Origin of the sequence: Fictibacillus sp. 26RED30 (genome assembly GCF_015903845.1) — a bacterium.
Lineage (GTDB): Bacteria > Bacillota > Bacilli > Bacillales > Fictibacillaceae > Fictibacillus > Fictibacillus phosphorivorans.
The window spans coordinates 250,968-269,984 of the sequence record NZ_JACZDV010000002.1; the positions used below are offsets into that span (position 1 = coordinate 250,968).

Sequence of the window (19,017 nt, forward strand, 5' to 3'; positions counted from 1 at the left end):
GCTGAAACGGCACAGAACCTATACCCGCAGGGGCATTGTACTGGGTGAATCCAGAAGTTTTGCCTATTTATCCACGAGTTTTGCCTGTTTATCCAAAAGTTTTAGCACTTTATCCAAAAGTTTCGGCCGTTTATCCACGAGTCTACAATCCTCGACAAAACCGACGTAGCCTACATGCTTTAAATACCCTAATGGTTAGAAAAAAAGGACAAAGATCAACTTTGTTTTAAGTTATCTCTGTCCTTCTTATTATGATTCTATTGGAACATTTGAGCGATTTCACCGATAAATTGCTCGATGTTGCGTTGAATTTCTGACATCATCGTCATCATTTCAGCGTCACTCATCTCAGCTACGTTTACTGCTTTTCCTTCTGAAAGCTCAGGGAATTTCAGTTTATCGCCGAACGTTGTTTTTGTTTTGATGTTCAATCCAACGTTAATATCGCCCATTGTAGCGTCGTTACCTTTTAGTGTTACTTTGTAATCGTGGTTTGCAAAGTCTTTATCAAGGTTTTGGTCACCCGTGTGCTCGATCTCAAGCGTCATGTCTGGAAGCTCCATTGGCGCATCGCCTGCAGGAACAAGATTAGCCGTCCATTTTGACTTCTTATCTGTGCCTTCACCTTTAATTTGGAAACCGATACCTTCTGTTGTACCGTTTTCAGTCATTTCGAACTTCGCTTTAATGTCGCGCTTCTTACCGTCTTTCCCTTTTGGTTCGCTTTCCATCTTCACATCAACTAACAATGTTTCGTTTTCAGGACCTGCGTTAAGAACCCAAGAAGAGTTCGTTACGTCGCCCTTCGTCCAGCTTTCAGACTTGTAGTTCATCGGAACCGCTTCTTCACCGTTCGCACCAATCTTCATCGTTACGTTACGGCTTACTACTTTATCATCACCATCGATGATAACCACTTGCTTCATTCCACCTGGAACTTGCAAGTCATCTTTGATCGCTTTTTTCGCATCAGCAAGAAGTGTCTTAATTTCTTTCTTCGCATCTGCTTTACTCATGTTGCCCGTTGGTGCCATCATGCCTGTTTGAAGTCCGCCTTGCAATGCTGATTGTTCAGCGATCGCATCTAGGATCTCATCGTCTTTTTCAATCTTTTCAACAAAGTTTACAAGCATTGTCTTTGTTTCTTTTTCAGAAAGAGAAACCGTTAACTCGCGAAGCTTCTCACCCTTAAAATCAACATCGTCTTTCATTTTTACGTTTTCATCTTTCACGCTGTCAGCATACACTTTTGCGAACTCTTCAAACGCTTCATCGCGAGCGTCTTCACTTAGATCGCCATCCACTGCTTTAAAGAAGTTTTCAAGCTTTTCCATACCTTGGTACGCTGGATCAAACTTACGCATCACGTCACCGAACTGACTGTTTTCAAAGTAAACGTTCTTATCGTAAGCTGCGGGTACATTTACAGCTGTTTGTTTGTTGTTTTGATAAAACTCAGCATTCATTAAGTCTGCATCATTCATTCTTAAAGCCATTCCAACAGATCCTTCTTCTTTCTTAGGATCATGCTGTGTTGTTACTTTGAATTCGCTGTTTTGAAGAACAGAGCCGATCAAAGCCGCTTCCATTCCACCTGCTCCAAACATCGCCGGGTCAACATCTACCCCAACGCTCGCTTCAGACTTATACGCTTCTTCCATCTGCTTTTCAGATAATGCTAGCGCATCTCCAAAGCTGTCTTCAAATGATTCGTTCAGTGCTTTAAATGTGTTCATCTCGGATTTTAAATACAATTCACGCGGAGATAGATCAACGAACATCGCATAAGCAGTTGCCCCGATTGCAAGCACTGCAATAATAGCTAGCCCAATGATTAAAGGTCTTTTCTTGTTTCCAGTACTCTGATTAACTTGTGTTTCCATCGTTTAATTGTCCCCCTCTTAATAAATATATAAGCTTTGTCCTACCAACTTATTACACTGTTATTCTAAAAAAATAGCAGCTTATATCTCTATTGGCTTTTATGGGTAAAAAAGGAATTTTTTCGCCCACAGTTTTCTACTATACCCTAATTCTAGAATTATATCCATCAAATCACATAGTAAGAAAGTTTGATTTTATTGGGTATTTAAAACTGTACGTAGTTTTTTTATTGCAGCCTTTCTCCATGACTTCACCGCATAAAGCGTGACCCCAAACGTTTTTGCAATATCTGCCTCCGTGTTCATATGAAAGACTCGATGCACAACCCACCGTTGCTGATTTTCTGTTAGATGCATCAGATAAAGGTTCAATGACTCGTCTTCCAAAAATGGAATGCGGTCTTGATGGGAAAAGTGTTGAAACGTTAACGATTCATGAGGATCATGCGTGACCTCCGCCTCCTGCCTCTTCAGCTCGTTTCGCAACTCTTGTAAAATTCGGCCGCGAACATGGATAAAAGCAAATGACGAGAACTGTCCTTTTTCCGGGTTATATGTTTCGTAAGCTTTCCAGAGTCCGAGTAAACCAGCTTGATAGTATTGATCGAAGTGGTTCGTGAGGTGGTAGCGTTTGATCTGGGATTTGATGAGTGGTTCGAACATGGCTGCAACTTCTTCAAACGGCGTGTGTTTCATGGGAATCGTTCCTTTTGGAATGTGCGCACATTCGGGGAATTCCGCGGTATCTTCACTATAGATTGGAGGAGTTTTGTAAAACAAAGTGCAACTCTTGAAAAGTTGTATAGTTAACGATGCAAAACGACAAAAGTTGCCTGTTAACTTTTGAAAAGTTATCCACAATGTGTGTGCAGAATTACGAAAATTAATAGATTTTTTGTGTGAAATGCTGGATTTTGAAAGTTTTGGGTGTTGATTTTGAGTAAATGGAGGGGATTTGTGGATAACTCAGTGGAGCATTTGTATGTAAGTTGATTTCCGTTTCAGGTTGCTCGCTTTCCGCGGGGCAGGCGGTGAGCCCCTTGCCGCTATGCGCCGTTAAGGGTCTCACCTGACCGCTTGTCCCGCAGGAGTCTCGCACCTTGCACTCCAACCAACTTATCAATGTTGTTGTCGAGAGCAACATCTTTAGTTAGAAAGCACTCCACCTTCGTTCAATGATTTTCTTCAATTCAAAGTAGGTTCTGAACAACACTCTAGTAATTTCAAAAATTTTGTTAGCCTCATGGCTCCTTTTCACTTCTTTCTGGAACTTATGATGTGAAAGGAGGTGAGGCACATGGCAACAGCAGCTTTAATTGATTCAGCAATGCGTTTGGAGCTTGATGGTGGATTGGATGCAGACAACAAACCGGTAGTGAAGTATAAGAACTTCGCTCATGTTAAGACTTCTTCAACACCTGACCAGCTTTATGCGGTAGCAAACGCATTATCAGGACTTCAAATGTATCCCCTTGTGATGATTAAGCGAAACGATTCCTTCGCGATTCACTCTTAAGAGTAGTAGCGAGGAAAATATAGAAGAAAGGAGGGATTTCAATGGCCAAAGTGCTTGAATTGCAGTTTCTTAACCAAGAGAACAAAACGGTAACCATCCGTCTGGATGCTCCGATCGAACCGGTTGATCCTGCAGCTGTAAATGCAGCGATGGACACGGTAATCGCACAAAACATTTTTACTTCTTCGGGCGGAAACTATACGAGCAAAAAAGGTGCGCGTATTGTTGATCGTGAAGTGAGCGAGATTGAACTATAAATCATATAGTAAGTGACTACAGCGACCGTAAAAAAACCGTGTTCTAACCAATTGGTTAGGAAACGGTTTTTTTGAACTGTGGATATTGTTGATAATGTGGATAAGTAATGCTATTTATACACATGTAGCACAATTCTACTTTTCGCTACCTGTGGATAAGTCGGGCTTGAAATAGTAACATCTATGTTAAATGACTCTTTTTCAACAGATTCGATTGTTCCATTTATACTGATCGTTTCCCCTACTAAAACAGGTGCTTTAAATTTCATCTCATATGTTTTTACCCAATAGCCTTTATCAAGATAGGGTTCCACAATATTGGATGCGATTGCCATCGAAAGCATACCGTGTATGATTTTAGCCGAAAATCCTTTTTCTTTTGAAGCACGATCATCAAAATGAATAGGATTAAAATCACCAGACACTTCCCCATATTTCCTCACCAAATCTTCATTTACTTCTATTAGTAAAGGCTCGAGTGCATCGCCTAATTTTATGGTATGATAAACCATTTTCACTCTGCCTCCTTTAAAAGAGTCGATTTTGCCGAAAATACCATTTTTCCGTGCACGTTTTTACCAATAAGCTCTTGATGCAAAACAAGAAATTGACGTCTTTTCTCTACGGAAATTAAGGAAACAGTACATTGAATTGTATCTCCAATCGAGATAGGATGTTCGTAATGAAACACTTGGTCTTTGTGAATAAACGATTGTTCGTGAAACCATGGCACGTTGATATATTGATAAAAAATCATCGGTAGAGCTGGAGGAACGTAATCTATAGCACTTTTTCGATTACCTGATGCCTCAACGTAAGCTTTAACAAGCGCTTCTGTTATCGTTATGGCAACCGACTGCGTCACTGTCCCTTCATACTGTTTAAAATTCATGGGTGCTCACACCTTTCAAATAGTGTTGCAATCCCAAGTCCACCGCCGATACCTAACGTGGCTATACCAAACCGGTCACCTGAGGTCATCTCCCTTAGCAGTGAAGTCACGAGAACCGCTCCTGAGGCACCATAAGGATGTCCAAATGCAATTGCACCACCGCCTTTGTTCAGCTTGTCCCACGATATGTTAAGTTCTTGAGCAGAAGCAACGACTTGGGACGCGAATGCCTCATTCAGCTCAAATACATCAATTTCACTTATAGAAAGGTCCATCCTCTGTAAAAGCGTGTTTACAGCTGGAACTGGTCCGATTCCTGGCACGTTTGGATCAACACCTGCCGTGACAGCGTCAATAAATAGTAGTTTTGGTGCAAGCTTAAGCTCTTTCGCTTTTTCTTCACTCATGACGAGTACGATAGATGCACCATCGTTTAAACCACATGAATTTGCGGCAGTAACTGTCCCATTTTCTTTAAATGCAGGTTTTGCACGTTTCAGCAGTCTTTCGATCACAGAAAGTCGCTTGATTCCTTCATCCATTAAGGGCACATCATTATACGCAACGAGTTCATTATTAAAGCGATTTTGTTCATTAGAATCTATCGTTCTCTTATAGCTTAGAAGCGAATATTCATCCTGAATTGCACGTGTTATGCCGTATTTTTCAGCCACGTTCTCAGCTCCAACACCCATGTCAGGATCCCCTATAGAGTCTGGAGAAAAGCGAGCTCGTTGTGGAAACGTTGATGTACTAACGGATTCGGTGCCACCTGCTAAATATATGTCTCCTGCACCTGTTTGAACTAGCCGACATGCGAGGTTTATCGCTTCAAGTCCAGAACCGCATTGACGATCAACTGCAAAACCTGCAACGGTCACTGGAAGACCTGCTGTTAAAGCAGATAAGCGTGCAATATTCCCACCAGGACCAACTGCATTCCCTAAAATCACATCTGACACCAAATCAGGAGAAACATTATTATCTTTTAAAATCTTTTGAATGACAGCAGCCGCTAGTTTTTCTGCTCCAACACCTTTAAAGTAGCCCGCTTTCTTTCCAATCACTGTACGTTTGGCATCGATAATAACAGCTTTTTTCATGAACAGAGTACACCTTTGCTATAAATCTCTTTTATCTTTGATCTTGCAATTTTTCCGCTCGACGTATAAGGAAACTCTTTTGTAAAAATAATGTGTTTAGGTACTTTGAATGTCGAAAGATGCTCTCTACAAAAACGTTGGATATCACGAACTGTAAGGTTAGCATCTTCTTTTTGGATGATTGCTGCTGAAACCTTCTCTCCCCAATACGAATCTGGCATCCCAAAAACAACAGCTTCCTCAACTCCATCTAGTGAGTGCAATACTCTTTCGATTTCTTCAGGATAAACGTTTTGTCCTCCAGAGATTATCATGTTGTTACTGCGTCCTATAATGAATAAATCTCCGTCATCATCTAGCTTAGCCAAGTCACCTACTGTCAGCCATCCATTATCGTCCCAAACTTCTTTATTCGCATCTGGCCTATTAATATAGTGTGAAAACAGCATCTCACTTTTTACAAAAAGAGTACCTATTTCTCCTTTTTCCACTTCGTATCCATCTTTTCGAACAGACAGTTCTACATTATGAAAAGCGCGTCCTACCGATAACGGCTTTTGTAAGGCAGTTCGGTGATTAATAAAGCTTACAAAGCTTAATTCAGATGCACCATAAAACTCGAAAAGCTCTGTTTTAGGAAACAGATTATTTATTTTCCTTTTAAGTCCAGATTCCCATTTGGCCCCTGAAGATATTATTCTTTTTAGTCTTGGATCACCGTTCTGAGAATCCATTTCTTTAGTTAGTGCAGCAAGCATAGTAGGAACAGCATAAAGAGCTGAAACTTCGTCTGACTTGATCTCTTTTAAAGTTTGAGTAGCTGAAAACTTGGACAACAGTTTCACCTTTCCACCTAAATAAATCGTACTGATCGCTGCGTACAAAAATAACGAATGAACAAGTGGTCCAGGTACGAGTACTGCGTCACTCTCAGTAAGGCCAAAGTCTGTTTTACTGCATGCAAAGCTTTTAACCCAAGAACGATGGTTGCGTACAAAACATTTCGGAACACCCGTTGAACCTGAAGTGAACCCCATATAAAACAATGAATCGTCTGCAACAGTACTTTTTACTTCTTCACACTGGCTTAGGCTTACATCATCAATAGCAGAAATTAGAGTGATTTTTCCGTATTTCATTTTGCTCTGCCATTTTTCTGTAGTAATAACCAAATCCGGCTCACATTGTTTTAGCCTATCTTCCAGCTCCTTTTCTTTCCATTTCAAATCAAGGGGAATACAAATCCAGCCAGCAGAAATGGCTCCTAAGAAATATTGTAGAAAATTGATTCCGTTAGGCACATATAGCGCTGCTTTTCCCTGGGTTCCTTTGAAGGCCTGCCTATGAAAATATGAAGCGATTTTCTTAACATTGCGGTCCAGTTCTAGATAGGTTATTTTATCTTCACCCATTTGAATCGCTGTATTCTCAGGATGTAAAAGGGCACTTTGTTGAATCGTATCGGTAATTAGCACAGAAGTCCTCCCTATAGAAAAAGACTGTCCGAAGACAATCTATTAATGGCTGATCGTATGATTTTGAGTAAGAGCAGTCTGATTTTTAAATAATCTTTGTCTTATTTTAACACCAAGTGCGGCTGCGATAGTAGCTTTTATCAAATCGCCTGGTAAGTAAGCTAAACCTGAAACTGCAGCTGTCTCCAAACTGATGTCCATTACAAATGCAACAACTGGAATACCGCATAGGTAAACAAAGACGATTCCTGCGACGAAATTGTATATGAAGACCTTCCACACTTGAAGTGGCTGTCTTGCTTTTTCGATCAATAACCCGATTAAGAAAGCTGATAATGGCCAGCTAAGAATATATCCAGCACTTGGTCCTACAAAAACACCTGCGCCACCGCGTCCACCAGCTAATCCTGGAACACCAGCTGCAATTACTAGTAAGAAAACAATCATACTTAATCCGCCTAGTCTGGCACCAAGCACCACACCTGCAAGCATTACACCAAGAGTTTGTGCTGTAATGGGAACTGGTGTAAAAGGCAAAACGATTGGGGGCAGGAATCCTAATACAATCATGATTGCTGCGAATAAAGCTACATACGTCATCTCTTTTGTTTTCATGAAAAAACACCTCATCATAGTTATGTCAACTTATATTAATTTTAAGTTAACATTAAAAGCGCTTCAATAGCAATACGTAATTGATTCAGCTATAATACTTAACAAATAGAAGTTTTTAAAAATAAAAGGAAAAATAGTCACAATTATGGTAAAATAGTACAAACATTAATTACGTTGGAGGAAAAGGCATGGAATTTAAAATCGGTGATATTATTGAAACATTCGACGGCTTAAAAGGAGAAATTACTTCATTGTTGACCAACACCGCTGTTGTGGACTTTTCCGTAACAGAAAACTATTCGGAGCATTTTGAAGATGCAAAGCAAGTTGTACGTTTGAACGATATTAGACAAATCATAAATAGCTAAATATTATATAGAAATAAACGACTTTTAAATGGAGTGTAGCAGTTTCTCCTCGCTCCAATCCATTTTCAAAGATTTTCAACAATACAAAAACAGCTCTCTGTGCAGCGAAACTGCGCAGAGAGCTGTTTTTTTGTTTTTTTACAAGTTTTTACGATTGTTCTGTGAAGTCACGCCTACTGAAACGATGTTTGAATCATTTTCTCTTGTGTAAGTCGTTTCTTGCGCTGATCCAGTGGAATAATCGTGCAGCTTGTCATTTCCGATCGGGTTATCAGCTAGTTCGGATCCTGCTTCTTTTAATTTTGAACCGATGCTGCCAAGCTCCCCTTTTGTTTCTTTAGCTGTCGATAACACATCACTTGAGATCTCTTTTAGCGTATTAATGTTACCAAAAACGTCTTTATTGAGACGCTCATAGAGTGCTTGCGCGTCGTTGATCGCATCTTTTAAGGTGGTGCTAGCTGTTTTGAACTGGCTGATCATCTGATCTTTCACTTCACCTGGATTTTGTTTGACTTCCGTAATCATTTTGCTGGAACTATCCTTCAACCCTACCGCAGTGTTCTTTACTTTTGACCGTGTATTATAATCAATCAAGGCAAGTGCCCCACCAACGATACCGCCAATTACGATTCCTGTTAGTAGCTTGCTTTTTTGCGGATCTGCCACTCTCTCTCGTTGCGCTGTACCGTAAGCATCTTCAGGATACATGCCGTTTTCATATCCGTTTGTAGTGTTTACACTCTGTACCATTTTAAGTCCTCCTCGATTAATTTTTTTCGTAGTTAGGGGATTCCCTTTTCTCTAAAAGCTAAACGTTTGGGTAGGCTGTTTCAGGATATTTTCAGCTTTTACATAAAAGTTTCAGTTAGTCCTCATACTAATGAAAATCTGATGTGATTGGAGGGTTTTCACTATGGGAAAAGACAGACAGGAAAAGAAGTTGCGTGAATCTGGCCGAGTTGAATCTGACCGTGACCAAGATTTGAAATATTCTGGTGCTACTAAGATGGAAGGTCCAGATGAAGCGCGTGCACGCAACCATCAAGATCAATAATCAAAAATGGAGCAGCTCACCAAAAGGTATGAGCTGCTTTATTATTGTTTCAGTAGTCGGTATGAGTCGAAAATTCGATAAAAAAATTTATCCGTGAAATTAAAATGATTTACCGTGAAATTATGGAGCTTATCCGTGAAATTAATTCACATTACCGAACTATGATGAATAACTATCCTTATACGGCGCACACATAGCTAGTATGTACTCTAGGAAAAGACACACTTCAAAAAAAGAGGACTCTACTTCTCCAAATGAAGTTCGTCCCCTTTTTTACTTCCATTTAATTGATCTTACGATGAAAAAAGCGATGAATCCTGTGATTCCTATGATAAAAATGGGGAGTACCCACACACTTAATCCTTCACTTGTTCCATTGGCGACTTCTGCACAGGCCCAAGTCATATAGACGAAAAAGATCAAGATTTCATTTTTCATTACATTGATCATCATGCGCGCATTTTTATACTGTCTTTCTACGTTTTCTTCCGTTAAATTAAAATAATTGTAGATGTGCGGAAATTTTTCTAACACGGTAAGAAGTAACCACGTTACCGCTCCCATCACGATTAAAATCCATAGGTTGTTCTTACTTCCCCAGCCATCTGGTTCTCCGGCTGCATTAAAGTGGGTTGGCACGGTGTCCGGAATAGCAGCCCACTGTGAGATCAAGCTCACTGTTCCTATAACCAATAAGGTGATTGATGCGATATCTAAAAAGTTTTCAAACCATGTTCTTTGTATTTTAAGTTTTGGTCGGCCTTCATACATATACTTTTCAACCTCCTTACCCTATGCTATACGTTTTTTTTCGATGAAAAGTTTCGTCATGAATTGAATTGTAATCAGGGTAAAAGATATCTATAGTTAAATTATCAGATATTTTAAGGAGGATCTTATGAAACTTGGTGCTTTTTCTGTGAGTTTAAGTGTAAAAGATATCCACCGTTCAAAAGCTTTTTATGAAAATTTAGGATTTGAATCTTTAGGTGGCAACATCGAGCATAACTGGTTGATTATGAAGAATGAGGATACGGTTATCGGCTTGTTTCAAGGTATGTTTGAGCAAAATATTTTGACTTTCAACCCTGGATGGAACCAAAATGCGAAAAATCTTGAAAATTTCACTGATATTCGCGAGCTGCAGAAACAGCTGAAAGAAAGAGGAATTTCGTTATCGACTGAAGCGGATGAAACGAGTGAGGGTCCTGCGAGTTTGACTCTTGAAGATCCAGATGGAAACCTAATCCTGATCGACCAGCATAGATAATACATAAAACAACGTCCAGATCGCATGCGTGATCTGGACGTTTTATTTTTTAATCGTTTAGTATTCCCATCGCGATAATAAACCAGTTGGCTCCGTTTTTGCTTCCGATTTGGAAGAATAGCGCAATGATCTCTTCTTTTGAAAAATGTTTCGTGAGTCGATTGTATAATTCATCTGGCAGTTGTCCGTGATAAGCCATGATGTGATCAGCGAGTTCGAGAGCTAGACTCTCACGTTCTGATAGTTCTGCGTTTCCTTGCTTCATCGCCGTTTTTCGTGAGGACTCATCCAGAGTCCCGTAGTCCATGCTTTGTCAGTAATCGCACCCATTGTTTGAGGCCGCTCGTAAGCGGAGCATCTCCATAAGTTCAGGCTCTAGTATGTCGTTCAGCGCTTTTTCCATCTGCTGAAAAGCATCTAGAATACCTGGTGCGTTAGCAAGGGATTTCTTAAAGGGTGTTCCTTCCACATCTACTTCTGGTAAACGTGCCATCTGTATTCCTCCTCCTCAAATAAAAAATTTCTTTTTTCTTTCCCTTTTACCTTACACCATTCTTCAAAGTAGTCCTATGTTTCTGTTTAAGGGGATGAGACTGAATGCGCTTTCTGTCGAATTTGAGACTTATCACCTACCCACTTTATATTTTAAGATAATAAATAGGTCATGCGGACCTAGAATCTCTTGTAGTAATATCTTCTCTGTGATTGTAGTCTTTTGGTAAATAATCATTATTTTCGAATAGTATTAAAGGGTTTTGTTGAAAATTGTTGAATTCCTTACCATCGGAGCCAAGCTTGCTTGGTAAATACAACAGAGGAGTGATTTTTATGTTAAAGCGTTTCGTGGCGACTGCCGCAACATTACCACTACTTGTTTCATTAGCATTGCCAGCATCTGCTGCAAATTCGGAGGTGTCGAAAGCTTCCTTTACACCGGCTGCAACGAAAGCTGCTTCACAAGAAATTATTGTTCATTTTAAAGATTCTGTTTCAGCAGCAGCTAATACGAAAAACAAAGTTTCACAACTTGGCGGTAAAGTAGTTGAGGTTACAAAAGACTTTACAGTCGTAAAAGTAGACGGCAGTGTGACAGATGCGATCAAGAACTATGAAAATCTTGACTCTGTTGAGTATGCGGAACCTAACTTAACGTTCCATGCAAGCTATGTACCAAACGATCCTGCTTATCAAAGTCAGCAATATGCGCCACAAAAAGTAGGAGCTGAGCAAGCTTGGGATACTACGCAGAGCTCTTCCTCTGTAAAAATTGCTGTAATTGACACAGGCGTTGACTATAACCACCCAGACCTTGCTGGGAAAGTCATTAAAGGTGCCGACTATGTAGATGACGATAACGATCCATTGGATGAGAACGAGCACGGTACACACGTTGCCGGTATCGCGGCTGCGAACACAAATAACGGAGTGGGAATCGCAGGTCTTGCTCCAAAAGCTTCTATTCTAGCAGTTCGAGTACTTGATGCGAACGGCAGCGGATCTTTAGATGACGTCGCTCAAGGCATTCGTTACGCAGCTGATCAAGGTGCGCAAGTTATCAATTTAAGTCTTGGTGGAGCAGGCGGCACACAAACGCTTCAATCTGCAGTTGATTATGCGTGGGGCAAAGGTTCTATAGTCATTGCTGCTGCAGGAAATGAGGGCGTATCTTCTCCTAGCTATCCTGCTTATTATACGAACGCGATCGCGGTTGCGGCTACTGATCAAAACGACCGTAAAGCTTCATTCTCAAATTTCGGTACGTGGGTTGATATCGCAGCGCCAGGTGTTAACATCTATTCAACAACACCAAATAACCAGTATGCGAGTTTCTCAGGAACGTCTATGGCATCACCAGTTGTTGCGGGTGTAGCAGGACTTCTGGCGGCTCAAGGTAAGAGTGCTTCTCAAATCCGTGCAGCGCTTGAAAACACAGCTGATCCTGTATCCGGAACAGGCAGCCAGTTCCAAAACGGACGCGTAAATGCAGCGGCAGCTGTTCAGCAGTAATTGATATAAATAAAAATGTTCCCAAACCTCTGGAAGTTAGTGTTTATCACTTCTGGAGGTTTTTTATTTTCGTTTTTTTATAGGTGACAACTTCAATTTCCTTCTATAAATGTAACGTGTACGGTTTAAAACCTCCTCTTTCATGAAAAACTGTTAACAGAAACATCTGTAAGAAGCGGAGGATTTCAGCTATGTTTGGTCTTGGTAAAGGTAAGCAAAAGAAAAAAACGTCTCAAGGTTCTGGCAAGAGTGAGTCGACGGAAACGGAAAAAAGGCAGAGTGAAAAGGAAGCAGAAGAAAAGATCGTGTACTTTTTCTTGATCAGCACTGCGGTTTTTGGAGTGGTCGTTCTGTATCTAGGCATTTCTCGTGAGATGTCTTTTGTGGCTGATCTCATTTCGAGTTGATTTTTCATGTCCTGACTGTATAATAGTTGTAACTTACATATCGTTTTTAAGCCGATTAATCGGTCTCTTATTTCGAGCAGGCGGAGGGAATTAGCCCTATGAAGCCCGGCAACCACCTAATTTGTTAGGCACGGTGCTACATCTAACAGTTTTACAGACTGAAAGATAAGAGGATGTGAACAGAACCATTCGTCCTCTTTTTTTTATAAAAGAGGGCGTTTTTTGTTTTGCTACCTCAAATGGAATCAATCGCACTAAAGAAAGGATGTTCATGTATGGACCTTAACAAAGCGAATCGCATTAAAAAGATGCGTGTCCCACAAGTCGATGAAAAACTAGAGAACCGCCTGCCTCCTGGGCAGGTTGAAACAAAAAAGTTCCCTATTCTTCATGAGGGGGACGTTCCTGTTTACGATATGAAAAAATGGTCGTTATCTGTAGAAGGACTCGTAGGAAAACGTGTCGAATTTAGTTTTGAAGACATCATGAAGATGCCTCAAACGACAGTAGTAAGAGATATTCACTGTGTGACGAGATGGTCACGGTTCGACAATGCGTTTGAAGGTGTTAAATTTACTGACTTTTTAAAGCACTTAAATGTGGATTCAAAAGCAAAGTTTGTGATGGTCCACGCTGATTACGATTATACGACGAATGTTCCTATCCAAGATCTGTTACGCGATGATGTGATTCTTGCGCACTCTTTTGACGGCAAGCCGTTAACGGAAAAGCATGGGTTTCCGCTTCGTCTCATCGTTCCGCATCTTTATTTTTGGAAAAGTGCAAAGTGGATTCGTAAGTTCGAGTTCTTAGATGAGGATCAGCCAGGCTTTTGGGAGCAGAACGGCTTTCATATGTACGGCGACCCGTTCAAAGAAGAACGATTTTCGAGCGATGAATTTGAGATGCCTGAAGATGAGTGGAAAAAGAAAGAGTATGATTGATCCCAAATGAAAAATTAGGGGGAAGAACGTTTATTTTCTTCCCCTCAGCATTTTAATCTCATTTTTTAGCGCTGTAATCTGATCTTGGATGTCTTTCATCTGAGCTTCTTGTTCTTGCTGGTCTTTAAGATCGTTCGCTTGATCGATATACACTTGTCTGAGAGCGATCGCTGCACTGAACGTAGCTAGAAAATCCCCCGCGGTCACAAGCGTTGAGGCGAGTAAGGCGAGTTCTGCAGCAAACGTGGTACCATCTTTATTATTTGATAAGTATTCTTCTTCTGCTTCTGCTAAAATGACGTCTACTACACGTTGATTCACATCATTCACTCCTAACACCTGAATTAGTAATACTATATGCGTTTGCCCTATTTGCGGTGCCCGATGTTACCCTTCATATCCCGATTTTCGAACACATAAAAATTCGGCTTTTTTCGTGAATTGTTCTTAATGTATAGGCATTTTGTCCGATATTATCCTTACTAGGGAGGTTTGGCGATGGAACAATGGCTGTCTTTTCGTATTCCGTTCGATATCATTTCCATTTACATCTTACTTGCCGCAATCATTGTGGTCGGCATATTTTCAAGCGTACTTCGAACAGCCTTACCAGAATGGTCTGTTAGGATCTTTAGCTACACGGGGTTTGTTGGAGTAATCTTTGCATGGCTGAAGCTACTGGAATATTGATACATACATAAAAAAAACGCCTCGGGGTTAACTACCCCAGGCGTTTTGGCGTTTTATAAAGATTTGAAAAGGAGCTTACGAAGTACAGGCATCAAATAGTCGACAAGCTCCGAAGCACTTGGCACAACTACATTTTGCGGACCATAGATGTTCTGCATTAACTTCTCTTCTTCCTCTGTAATCTCTCCGTTTGCGATAAACATACCAATCGTTTCGATCCCATGCTTTCGTGTACGAGTGACTGCTTCATGTGTATCGAGTACGCCATGCGATTCATAATCGAAAGCCGCTGGTTCACCGTCTGAGAAAACGAGCAGAATCTTTTGCTGCTCTGGACGCTTTGCGAGCTCCTCACCCATACGTCGGATGGAGTAGCCGTCACGGTTATCTTCTTGTGGTTCGAGCTGTATGATCGGCGCTCCCGATTGATGCAGAGAGTTACGATAGGAGATCACATCATGAAAATAATTCGGCTGATCGTTAGTAGAAGCATCTGCTGCATCTTCCCAAAAGCCAACTACAGAATGCGGAATCCGAAGAGCTTTTAACGTTTCATGAAAAAGCACGATCCCTTTTTGCGTTTCTTCCATCTTGTTGAACATGGACGCTGAACAGTCGACGAGGAGCGTGAACGTCGTATCGAGTTCTTGTGGAGATTCCTGCTTTTTCCGGAAAAGCCTTGGATTCTTATCAGTTACGAGCCTCGTAAGCTTCTTTCCAAGTCTTCCAAAGTGCAAATCTTCTCTCGGTGCTGTTCGTTTGTGCTCCATCGTTTTTAAAAAGTTCTGTTTCAGCTGCGAAACGAATGGCGCGATCTCTTGGTTATATTCGTCGTATTGAGCAATTTCGTCGAGAGTTGCCGGTTTCGCTGGCAAGAAATGCTCGGTTACGTTCTTGTTCACTTCTCCGTACGGGAAGTGGTTTGCAGAGTCAGAACCATTTTGGTTGTTGTCGGTTTCGGCTTCATGCTCGTTTTGGGTGTCGAAGTCGTTGTTGTCTGTACTTTTAGCGCTCGTTTGAACCGATCCGAACACCGCGTCACCACTTTCCGCTTCCCTCGCACCTTCTCCTAACAGGTCTGTGTTTGTCCCTTGATCAAGATCCATCTGTAAAAATGAATCCTGCGGATCAGATGTTTCATCATGCCAAGAAGAATGAGACTCTTTTTCTTTATCGTCTTTATCTTTGTCTGAATCTTCATCCTTGGTGATCGTTTTCTTCGTTTTCGTTTCGTTGTTGCGTGTAAGGTCGTCAAAGTTTTGATCGGTCTCACCAGTTGTTTTGCTTTGCTGCGACTGATCGCTGAAACTGCGATATGCGGTTTTCATATCGTTTAAGTTTGTATGTTTTTGTGTGATAGCAGCCATTTCGCTGATGATAGCCGCTATATCTTCAGTCGATTTTGCCGTTGTAAGTTTTGTTAAATGAGATCGCAGTTCTTGATAGAGTTTCTGCGTTTCTTCTGGCACGGCTACAAATCGTTTGTTCGCTAAAAGAATGATATGGCAAAAAAACGCATCAAGTGTACGTTTTTGCTGAATATGCTTTCGGTACTCACGGTTGTAATGAACCTGAAACGTTTCTTTTCGCAGCTTAAAAGCATGCTTCATCCCCGGCCGGTCGCTAACACAGATCTGTTCTAATCGATAATCTTCTGCAAAAAGAAGGACTTGCTTGAGAAATTCACGGTGCGGATGAGATTTCAACTGCTTCAAGGTATCCCAGATCACATGGTCGTCCGTGTGAAACTGAGTACCATAGCTGCGCAAATAAACATCCGATTTCCAGCCTTCCAGCTGAATTTCGCGCGGGTACGGGTTCCAGAACTGGCTGACGTGTGTGACGCCGCTGTTTCGTTCAAGGTACGAGTGATACGAGAACGAAACGTCCATTTTATCCACTTTTGAGAGTGAGCGGGAAAGATCGATCAGTTGCATGTGAACAAAAGAATCGATCTTTGTATCCGCAAATACTAGGAATTTCATCTAGGGAAAACCTCCAAAATCGTCGTGGGAAATAAATTGTATGGGGTCTGACCCCATTTCCCAGCTTACGCGAACAGGGTTGCGGCTACGTTAGCGACGAGGGCGCGTTCGCGCGCATCTTCAAGCTTGTCTGCGATCGCGCGCTGAATGGCACGCTTCGCCGGCAAATAAACAGAGAGATCGGCTGCATCTAGCAACGCACGGATAGATGCTGCATCTTCAGACAGATGACCTGCTTTTGCTTGCCCGATCAAATCTGACGACAACTGAACAAACTTGGATAGTACCTCTTCGTCTTTTTGCTGAGATTGGTTTTTTAGCATTTCTTTTAACGTATCACATTGAATGTAAGGCACTTCAATCACGACAAAACGATTTTTCAGCGCTTCGTTCAACGGAACTGTTCCGATGTACCCTTCGTTGATCGCGGCAATGACATTGAAACCACGCTGCGCTTTTACCACTTCACCTGTGAAAGGATTGGCAATCGTACGGCGGTAATCGAGCATTCCGTTTAGAATCGGCAGCGTTTCTGGTTTTGCGATGTTGATCTCATCAATATAGAGAAAATGTCCGTTCGCTGCCGCTCTCGTGACTGGTCCTGGAATGAACTCTATCTCTTGTTTGCCCTCGCTGTAGCTTAACGTCTTATGACCAAGCAGCGCTTCAGCATCAAGATCGACAGAAGCGTTGACTTGGTGCAGAGGTTGTCCGAACACATTTGAAAGAAGCTCTGCAAGCTTTGTTTTCCCTGAACCCGTCGGTCCTTTCAACAATACATTTTTTCCGAGAGCAAGCGCGATCACTGCATCCTCAATCAATGCTGCATCAGGCGCTGTATATCCCTGCTCCCCAATTAATTCTTTATATTCATTTGGTAGATTTTCTAGTCGTTTTGCTGCATCTTGCTGCAGTTTTTCTTTTATTTCAATCGGAAGTTGGAGATTCATATCAAATTTCCTTTCTGTATCAGTGATCTTACCATTATTCTAGATCACTTCATCTATCAACAGTATTTCCACTTATTTGCTGTGTAAAGCCTTACACAATGTAACATTGTAAGCTTTTTCAGTGCAAGTACGTTGTTTGTTAAACACTTTCTACTCAGAAGAAAGAACCGACCATTTAGATTCGGTTCTCTTTTTTCGCTTTTTTAAACGTATACACGTTATAGATAATAAGTGTTACAAACAGCACACTTATTGTTAAGATGGCTTTCGTTTCTTTTTCGAATGAGGTCAGGCTGATTATAAATTCAGGTAGAAAAAGCATGGTTGGAATGACGATTGTGAACCAGGTTTTGCTCCATAATGAGATTCCAATAAAGATGGCGATAGCAAGGAGTGCCGCGATAATGTTTCCTGTTGTTCCAAGCTTTATGACGACCGGAGTCTTATATGCATCGTTTGCAAACATAAGACCTAAAAAGAACAAAATTGGTAAGATTCCTAAGGTCAATGTGGTGATGATCGTCTTTGTTTTAGAAAGCTTAGTGCTCGCTAAGAACTTAAACATTCTTAAATAGAAAAGCACGAGGATGACACTAACGGCCGGATAACCGATCACTTGAAGCAACGTGTACTTCACGCCTCCTCTTATCGAATCACCAAGCAAAACATAGGCGAAAACACCGAGAACGATGATCGGCAAGTAAGAGAGCCATTTGAAATCAAATGACATTTCGTTTGAAAGCTGCTCCATATAAGCTTTTGGCGAATGGCCGATGATGTGAGATACTGATTTTCCGCGCTTTTCCGCTTCAATCAGGTGGTCTTCCAACTCTTCTACGATCTCTTTCACCTCTTCATCTTTTTTTCCACTCGAAAACAAGTAAAGGCTTAGGTTATCTAAAAAATCCTGACTTTCAGCTGTTAACGTATGTTTGGGCGCATTCATTTTCCGCTTCCTCTCTTTTGTAAAATTTGATCGACCGAACGGCTTAATTGATTCCATCTTTCAATAAATGCTTGAAGTTCTTCCTCGCCCTTTGAGGTAAGTGAATAATACTTCCGCCTTGGCCCCGCCGTTGATTTTTTTAGCGTCGTCGTAACAAGTTCTTCTTTTTGCATTCGTATTAATAGCGGATAGATCGTTCCCTCACTCGTCTGTTGAAATCCGTATGACTCAAGCTTTTCAGCTAACTCATAGCCATAAACTTCTCCTTCGTTGATGATGGCTAATAGGCAGCCGTCGAGAATTCCTTTTAACATTTGAGTGTTCGACATGTGCTACACCTCATTTCACTATCTTGTATTACAAGGGTTATAGATAAAAAAGAATGTCTTGCATAACAAGATATACCAATAGTATATGCGGCACTAACTTGTAATGCAAGGTATTTGTGTTAATTTGTTCCAAAAATTATTTTTCCTTATTCATGAGCTCCACTACATGAGGTTTGGGCTCCCAACAATTGAACTGATAGTCTGGTTTCGTTTCATACCCTAAACGTACGCAGTGATAGCGCATCGCTTGATTCGTTTTTTCAGGTTTAAAATTTATACAAGTCGCGCAGCAATGGTATTTATTTTTGTTCATGGAAGCCGTC

The 19,017-nt window shown here is 41.1% G+C and carries 26 protein-coding genes and 1 riboswitch; of the genes, 9 read left to right on the forward strand and 17 right to left on the reverse strand.

What is annotated here, in order from left to right; all coding sequences use genetic code 11:
* Nucleotides 1-257 precede the first annotated feature (257 nt).
* Both IHV11_RS13920 and IHV11_RS13925 read right to left on the reverse strand, forming a co-directional pair.
* A complete protein-coding gene (locus tag IHV11_RS13920) occupies nt 258-1,883 on the reverse strand; it encodes a DUF6583 family protein (RefSeq protein ID WP_197195204.1) in 1,626 nt (541 codons plus the stop codon).
* 195 nt (nt 1,884-2,078) lie between these two features.
* Entirely contained in the window at nt 2,079-2,579 is a 501-nt protein-coding gene (locus IHV11_RS13925; RefSeq protein WP_197195205.1) for a sigma-70 family RNA polymerase sigma factor, read from the reverse strand.
* 601 nt (nt 2,580-3,180) lie between these two features.
* On the opposite strand from IHV11_RS13925, the gene IHV11_RS13930 reads away from it, so the two are divergent.
* Nucleotides 3,181-3,399, forward strand: a complete 219-nt coding sequence (locus tag IHV11_RS13930) for a DUF1659 domain-containing protein (protein WP_197195206.1) — start codon at nt 3,181-3,183, stop codon at nt 3,397-3,399.
* A gap of 41 nt (nt 3,400-3,440) precedes the next feature.
* Nucleotides 3,441-3,656, forward strand: a complete 216-nt coding sequence (locus IHV11_RS13935) for a DUF2922 domain-containing protein (protein WP_066398672.1) — start codon at nt 3,441-3,443, stop codon at nt 3,654-3,656.
* Nucleotides 3,657-3,766: 110 nt separating this feature from the next.
* On the opposite strand, the gene IHV11_RS13940 is transcribed toward IHV11_RS13935, so the two are convergent.
* Genes IHV11_RS13940 through IHV11_RS13960 form a run of 5 tightly spaced genes read right to left on the reverse strand, consistent with a single transcriptional unit; the run spans nt 3,767 to nt 7,741 of the window.
* Nucleotides 3,767-4,168, reverse strand: coding sequence for a MaoC/PaaZ C-terminal domain-containing protein (locus tag IHV11_RS13940; RefSeq protein WP_197195207.1), 402 nt, complete (start codon nt 4,166-4,168; stop codon nt 3,767-3,769).
* Between the two features lie 2 nt (nt 4,169-4,170).
* Nucleotides 4,171-4,548, reverse strand: a complete 378-nt coding sequence (locus tag IHV11_RS13945; protein WP_197195208.1) for a MaoC family dehydratase — start codon at nt 4,546-4,548, stop codon at nt 4,171-4,173.
* A complete protein-coding gene (locus IHV11_RS13950) occupies nt 4,545-5,651 on the reverse strand; it encodes an acetyl-CoA C-acyltransferase (protein ID WP_197195209.1) in 1,107 nt (368 codons plus the stop codon). The genes IHV11_RS13945 and IHV11_RS13950 overlap by 4 nt, the downstream gene beginning before the upstream one ends.
* Entirely contained in the window at nt 5,648-7,126 is a 1,479-nt protein-coding gene (locus tag IHV11_RS13955) for an AMP-binding protein (RefSeq protein WP_197195210.1), read from the reverse strand. The genes IHV11_RS13950 and IHV11_RS13955 overlap by 4 nt, the downstream gene beginning before the upstream one ends.
* Nucleotides 7,127-7,168: 42 nt before the next feature.
* Nucleotides 7,169-7,741 (reverse strand): biotin transporter BioY, encoded by a 573-nt coding sequence (locus IHV11_RS13960; RefSeq protein ID WP_197128435.1) that lies wholly within the window; start codon nt 7,739-7,741, stop codon nt 7,169-7,171.
* 188 nt (nt 7,742-7,929) lie between these two features.
* Between IHV11_RS13960 and IHV11_RS13965 the strand changes: the two genes are divergently transcribed.
* Nucleotides 7,930-8,109 (forward strand): DUF2187 domain-containing protein, encoded by a 180-nt coding sequence (locus IHV11_RS13965; RefSeq protein WP_066398675.1) that lies wholly within the window; start codon nt 7,930-7,932, stop codon nt 8,107-8,109.
* Nucleotides 8,110-8,247: 138 nt separating this feature from the next.
* Here the strand turns inward: IHV11_RS13965 and IHV11_RS13970 are convergent, their stop codons facing one another.
* The gene (locus tag IHV11_RS13970; protein ID WP_197195211.1) at nt 8,248-8,862 is read right to left on the reverse strand and encodes a hypothetical protein; all 615 of its coding nucleotides are present in this window, start codon (nt 8,860-8,862) and stop codon (nt 8,248-8,250) included.
* Between the two features lie 163 nt (nt 8,863-9,025).
* On the opposite strand from IHV11_RS13970, the gene IHV11_RS13975 reads away from it, so the two are divergent.
* Entirely contained in the window at nt 9,026-9,166 is a 141-nt protein-coding gene (locus IHV11_RS13975) for a YpzI family protein (RefSeq protein WP_082861516.1), read from the forward strand.
* A gap of 273 nt (nt 9,167-9,439) precedes the next feature.
* On the opposite strand, the gene IHV11_RS13980 is transcribed toward IHV11_RS13975, so the two are convergent.
* Nucleotides 9,440-9,937 carry a DUF1648 domain-containing protein gene (locus IHV11_RS13980; RefSeq protein ID WP_197195212.1) on the reverse strand — a complete coding sequence of 166 codons (498 nt, stop codon included), beginning with the start codon at nt 9,935-9,937 and terminating at the stop codon, nt 9,440-9,442.
* Between the two features lie 127 nt (nt 9,938-10,064).
* Between IHV11_RS13980 and IHV11_RS13985 the strand changes: the two genes are divergently transcribed.
* Entirely contained in the window at nt 10,065-10,436 is a 372-nt protein-coding gene (locus tag IHV11_RS13985) for a VOC family protein (RefSeq protein WP_197195213.1), read from the forward strand.
* 49 nt (nt 10,437-10,485) lie between these two features.
* Here the strand turns inward: IHV11_RS13985 and IHV11_RS13990 are convergent, their stop codons facing one another.
* Entirely contained in the window at nt 10,486-10,701 is a 216-nt protein-coding gene (locus IHV11_RS13990; protein ID WP_197128427.1) for a carboxymuconolactone decarboxylase family protein, read from the reverse strand.
* Between the two features lie 48 nt (nt 10,702-10,749).
* Complete coding sequence (locus tag IHV11_RS13995; RefSeq protein WP_197128425.1) at nt 10,750-10,929, reverse strand: hypothetical protein; 180 nt, start codon at nt 10,927-10,929, stop codon at nt 10,750-10,752.
* A 335-nt stretch (nt 10,930-11,264) separates the two neighbouring features.
* Between IHV11_RS13995 and IHV11_RS14000 the strand changes: the two genes are divergently transcribed.
* The 3 genes from IHV11_RS14000 (at nt 11,265) to IHV11_RS14010 (ending at nt 13,794) form a co-directional block, all read left to right on the forward strand.
* A complete protein-coding gene (locus IHV11_RS14000) occupies nt 11,265-12,443 on the forward strand; it encodes a S8 family peptidase (protein ID WP_197195214.1) in 1,179 nt (392 codons plus the stop codon).
* Nucleotides 12,444-12,634: 191 nt separating this feature from the next.
* Nucleotides 12,635-12,850, forward strand: a complete 216-nt coding sequence (locus IHV11_RS14005; protein WP_197195215.1) for a hypothetical protein — start codon at nt 12,635-12,637, stop codon at nt 12,848-12,850.
* Nucleotides 12,851-12,914: 64 nt separating this feature from the next.
* Nucleotides 12,915-13,022, forward strand: a riboswitch (SAM riboswitch).
* Nucleotides 13,023-13,125: 103 nt separating this feature from the next.
* Nucleotides 13,126-13,794 carry a sulfite oxidase-like oxidoreductase gene (locus tag IHV11_RS14010; RefSeq protein WP_197195216.1) on the forward strand — a complete coding sequence of 223 codons (669 nt, stop codon included), beginning with the start codon at nt 13,126-13,128 and terminating at the stop codon, nt 13,792-13,794.
* Nucleotides 13,795-13,824: 30 nt separating this feature from the next.
* On the opposite strand, the gene IHV11_RS14015 is transcribed toward IHV11_RS14010, so the two are convergent.
* Nucleotides 13,825-14,115 carry a hypothetical protein gene (locus IHV11_RS14015; protein ID WP_197195217.1) on the reverse strand — a complete coding sequence of 97 codons (291 nt, stop codon included), beginning with the start codon at nt 14,113-14,115 and terminating at the stop codon, nt 13,825-13,827.
* 177 nt (nt 14,116-14,292) lie between these two features.
* Here IHV11_RS14015 and IHV11_RS14020 point away from each other — a divergent pair, with 177 nt between their 5' ends.
* Complete coding sequence (locus IHV11_RS14020; protein WP_197128417.1) at nt 14,293-14,484, forward strand: hypothetical protein; 192 nt, start codon at nt 14,293-14,295, stop codon at nt 14,482-14,484.
* A gap of 53 nt (nt 14,485-14,537) precedes the next feature.
* On the opposite strand, the gene IHV11_RS14025 is transcribed toward IHV11_RS14020, so the two are convergent.
* From IHV11_RS14025 to IHV11_RS14045, 5 genes are all read right to left on the reverse strand, one after another.
* The gene (locus IHV11_RS14025; RefSeq protein WP_197195218.1) at nt 14,538-16,469 is read right to left on the reverse strand and encodes a vWA domain-containing protein; all 1,932 of its coding nucleotides are present in this window, start codon (nt 16,467-16,469) and stop codon (nt 14,538-14,540) included.
* 65 nt (nt 16,470-16,534) lie between these two features.
* The gene (locus tag IHV11_RS14030; protein WP_197195219.1) at nt 16,535-17,419 is read right to left on the reverse strand and encodes an ATP-binding protein; all 885 of its coding nucleotides are present in this window, start codon (nt 17,417-17,419) and stop codon (nt 16,535-16,537) included.
* A 175-nt stretch (nt 17,420-17,594) separates the two neighbouring features.
* A complete protein-coding gene (locus tag IHV11_RS14035; RefSeq protein WP_197195220.1) occupies nt 17,595-18,365 on the reverse strand; it encodes an HAAS domain-containing protein in 771 nt (256 codons plus the stop codon).
* Complete coding sequence (locus tag IHV11_RS14040) at nt 18,362-18,694, reverse strand: PadR family transcriptional regulator (RefSeq protein ID WP_197195221.1); 333 nt, start codon at nt 18,692-18,694, stop codon at nt 18,362-18,364. The genes IHV11_RS14035 and IHV11_RS14040 overlap by 4 nt, the downstream gene beginning before the upstream one ends.
* A gap of 136 nt (nt 18,695-18,830) precedes the next feature.
* Nucleotides 18,831-19,007, reverse strand: coding sequence for a hypothetical protein (locus IHV11_RS14045; RefSeq protein WP_197195222.1), 177 nt, complete (start codon nt 19,005-19,007; stop codon nt 18,831-18,833).
* Nucleotides 19,008-19,017: the final 10 nt, after the last annotated feature.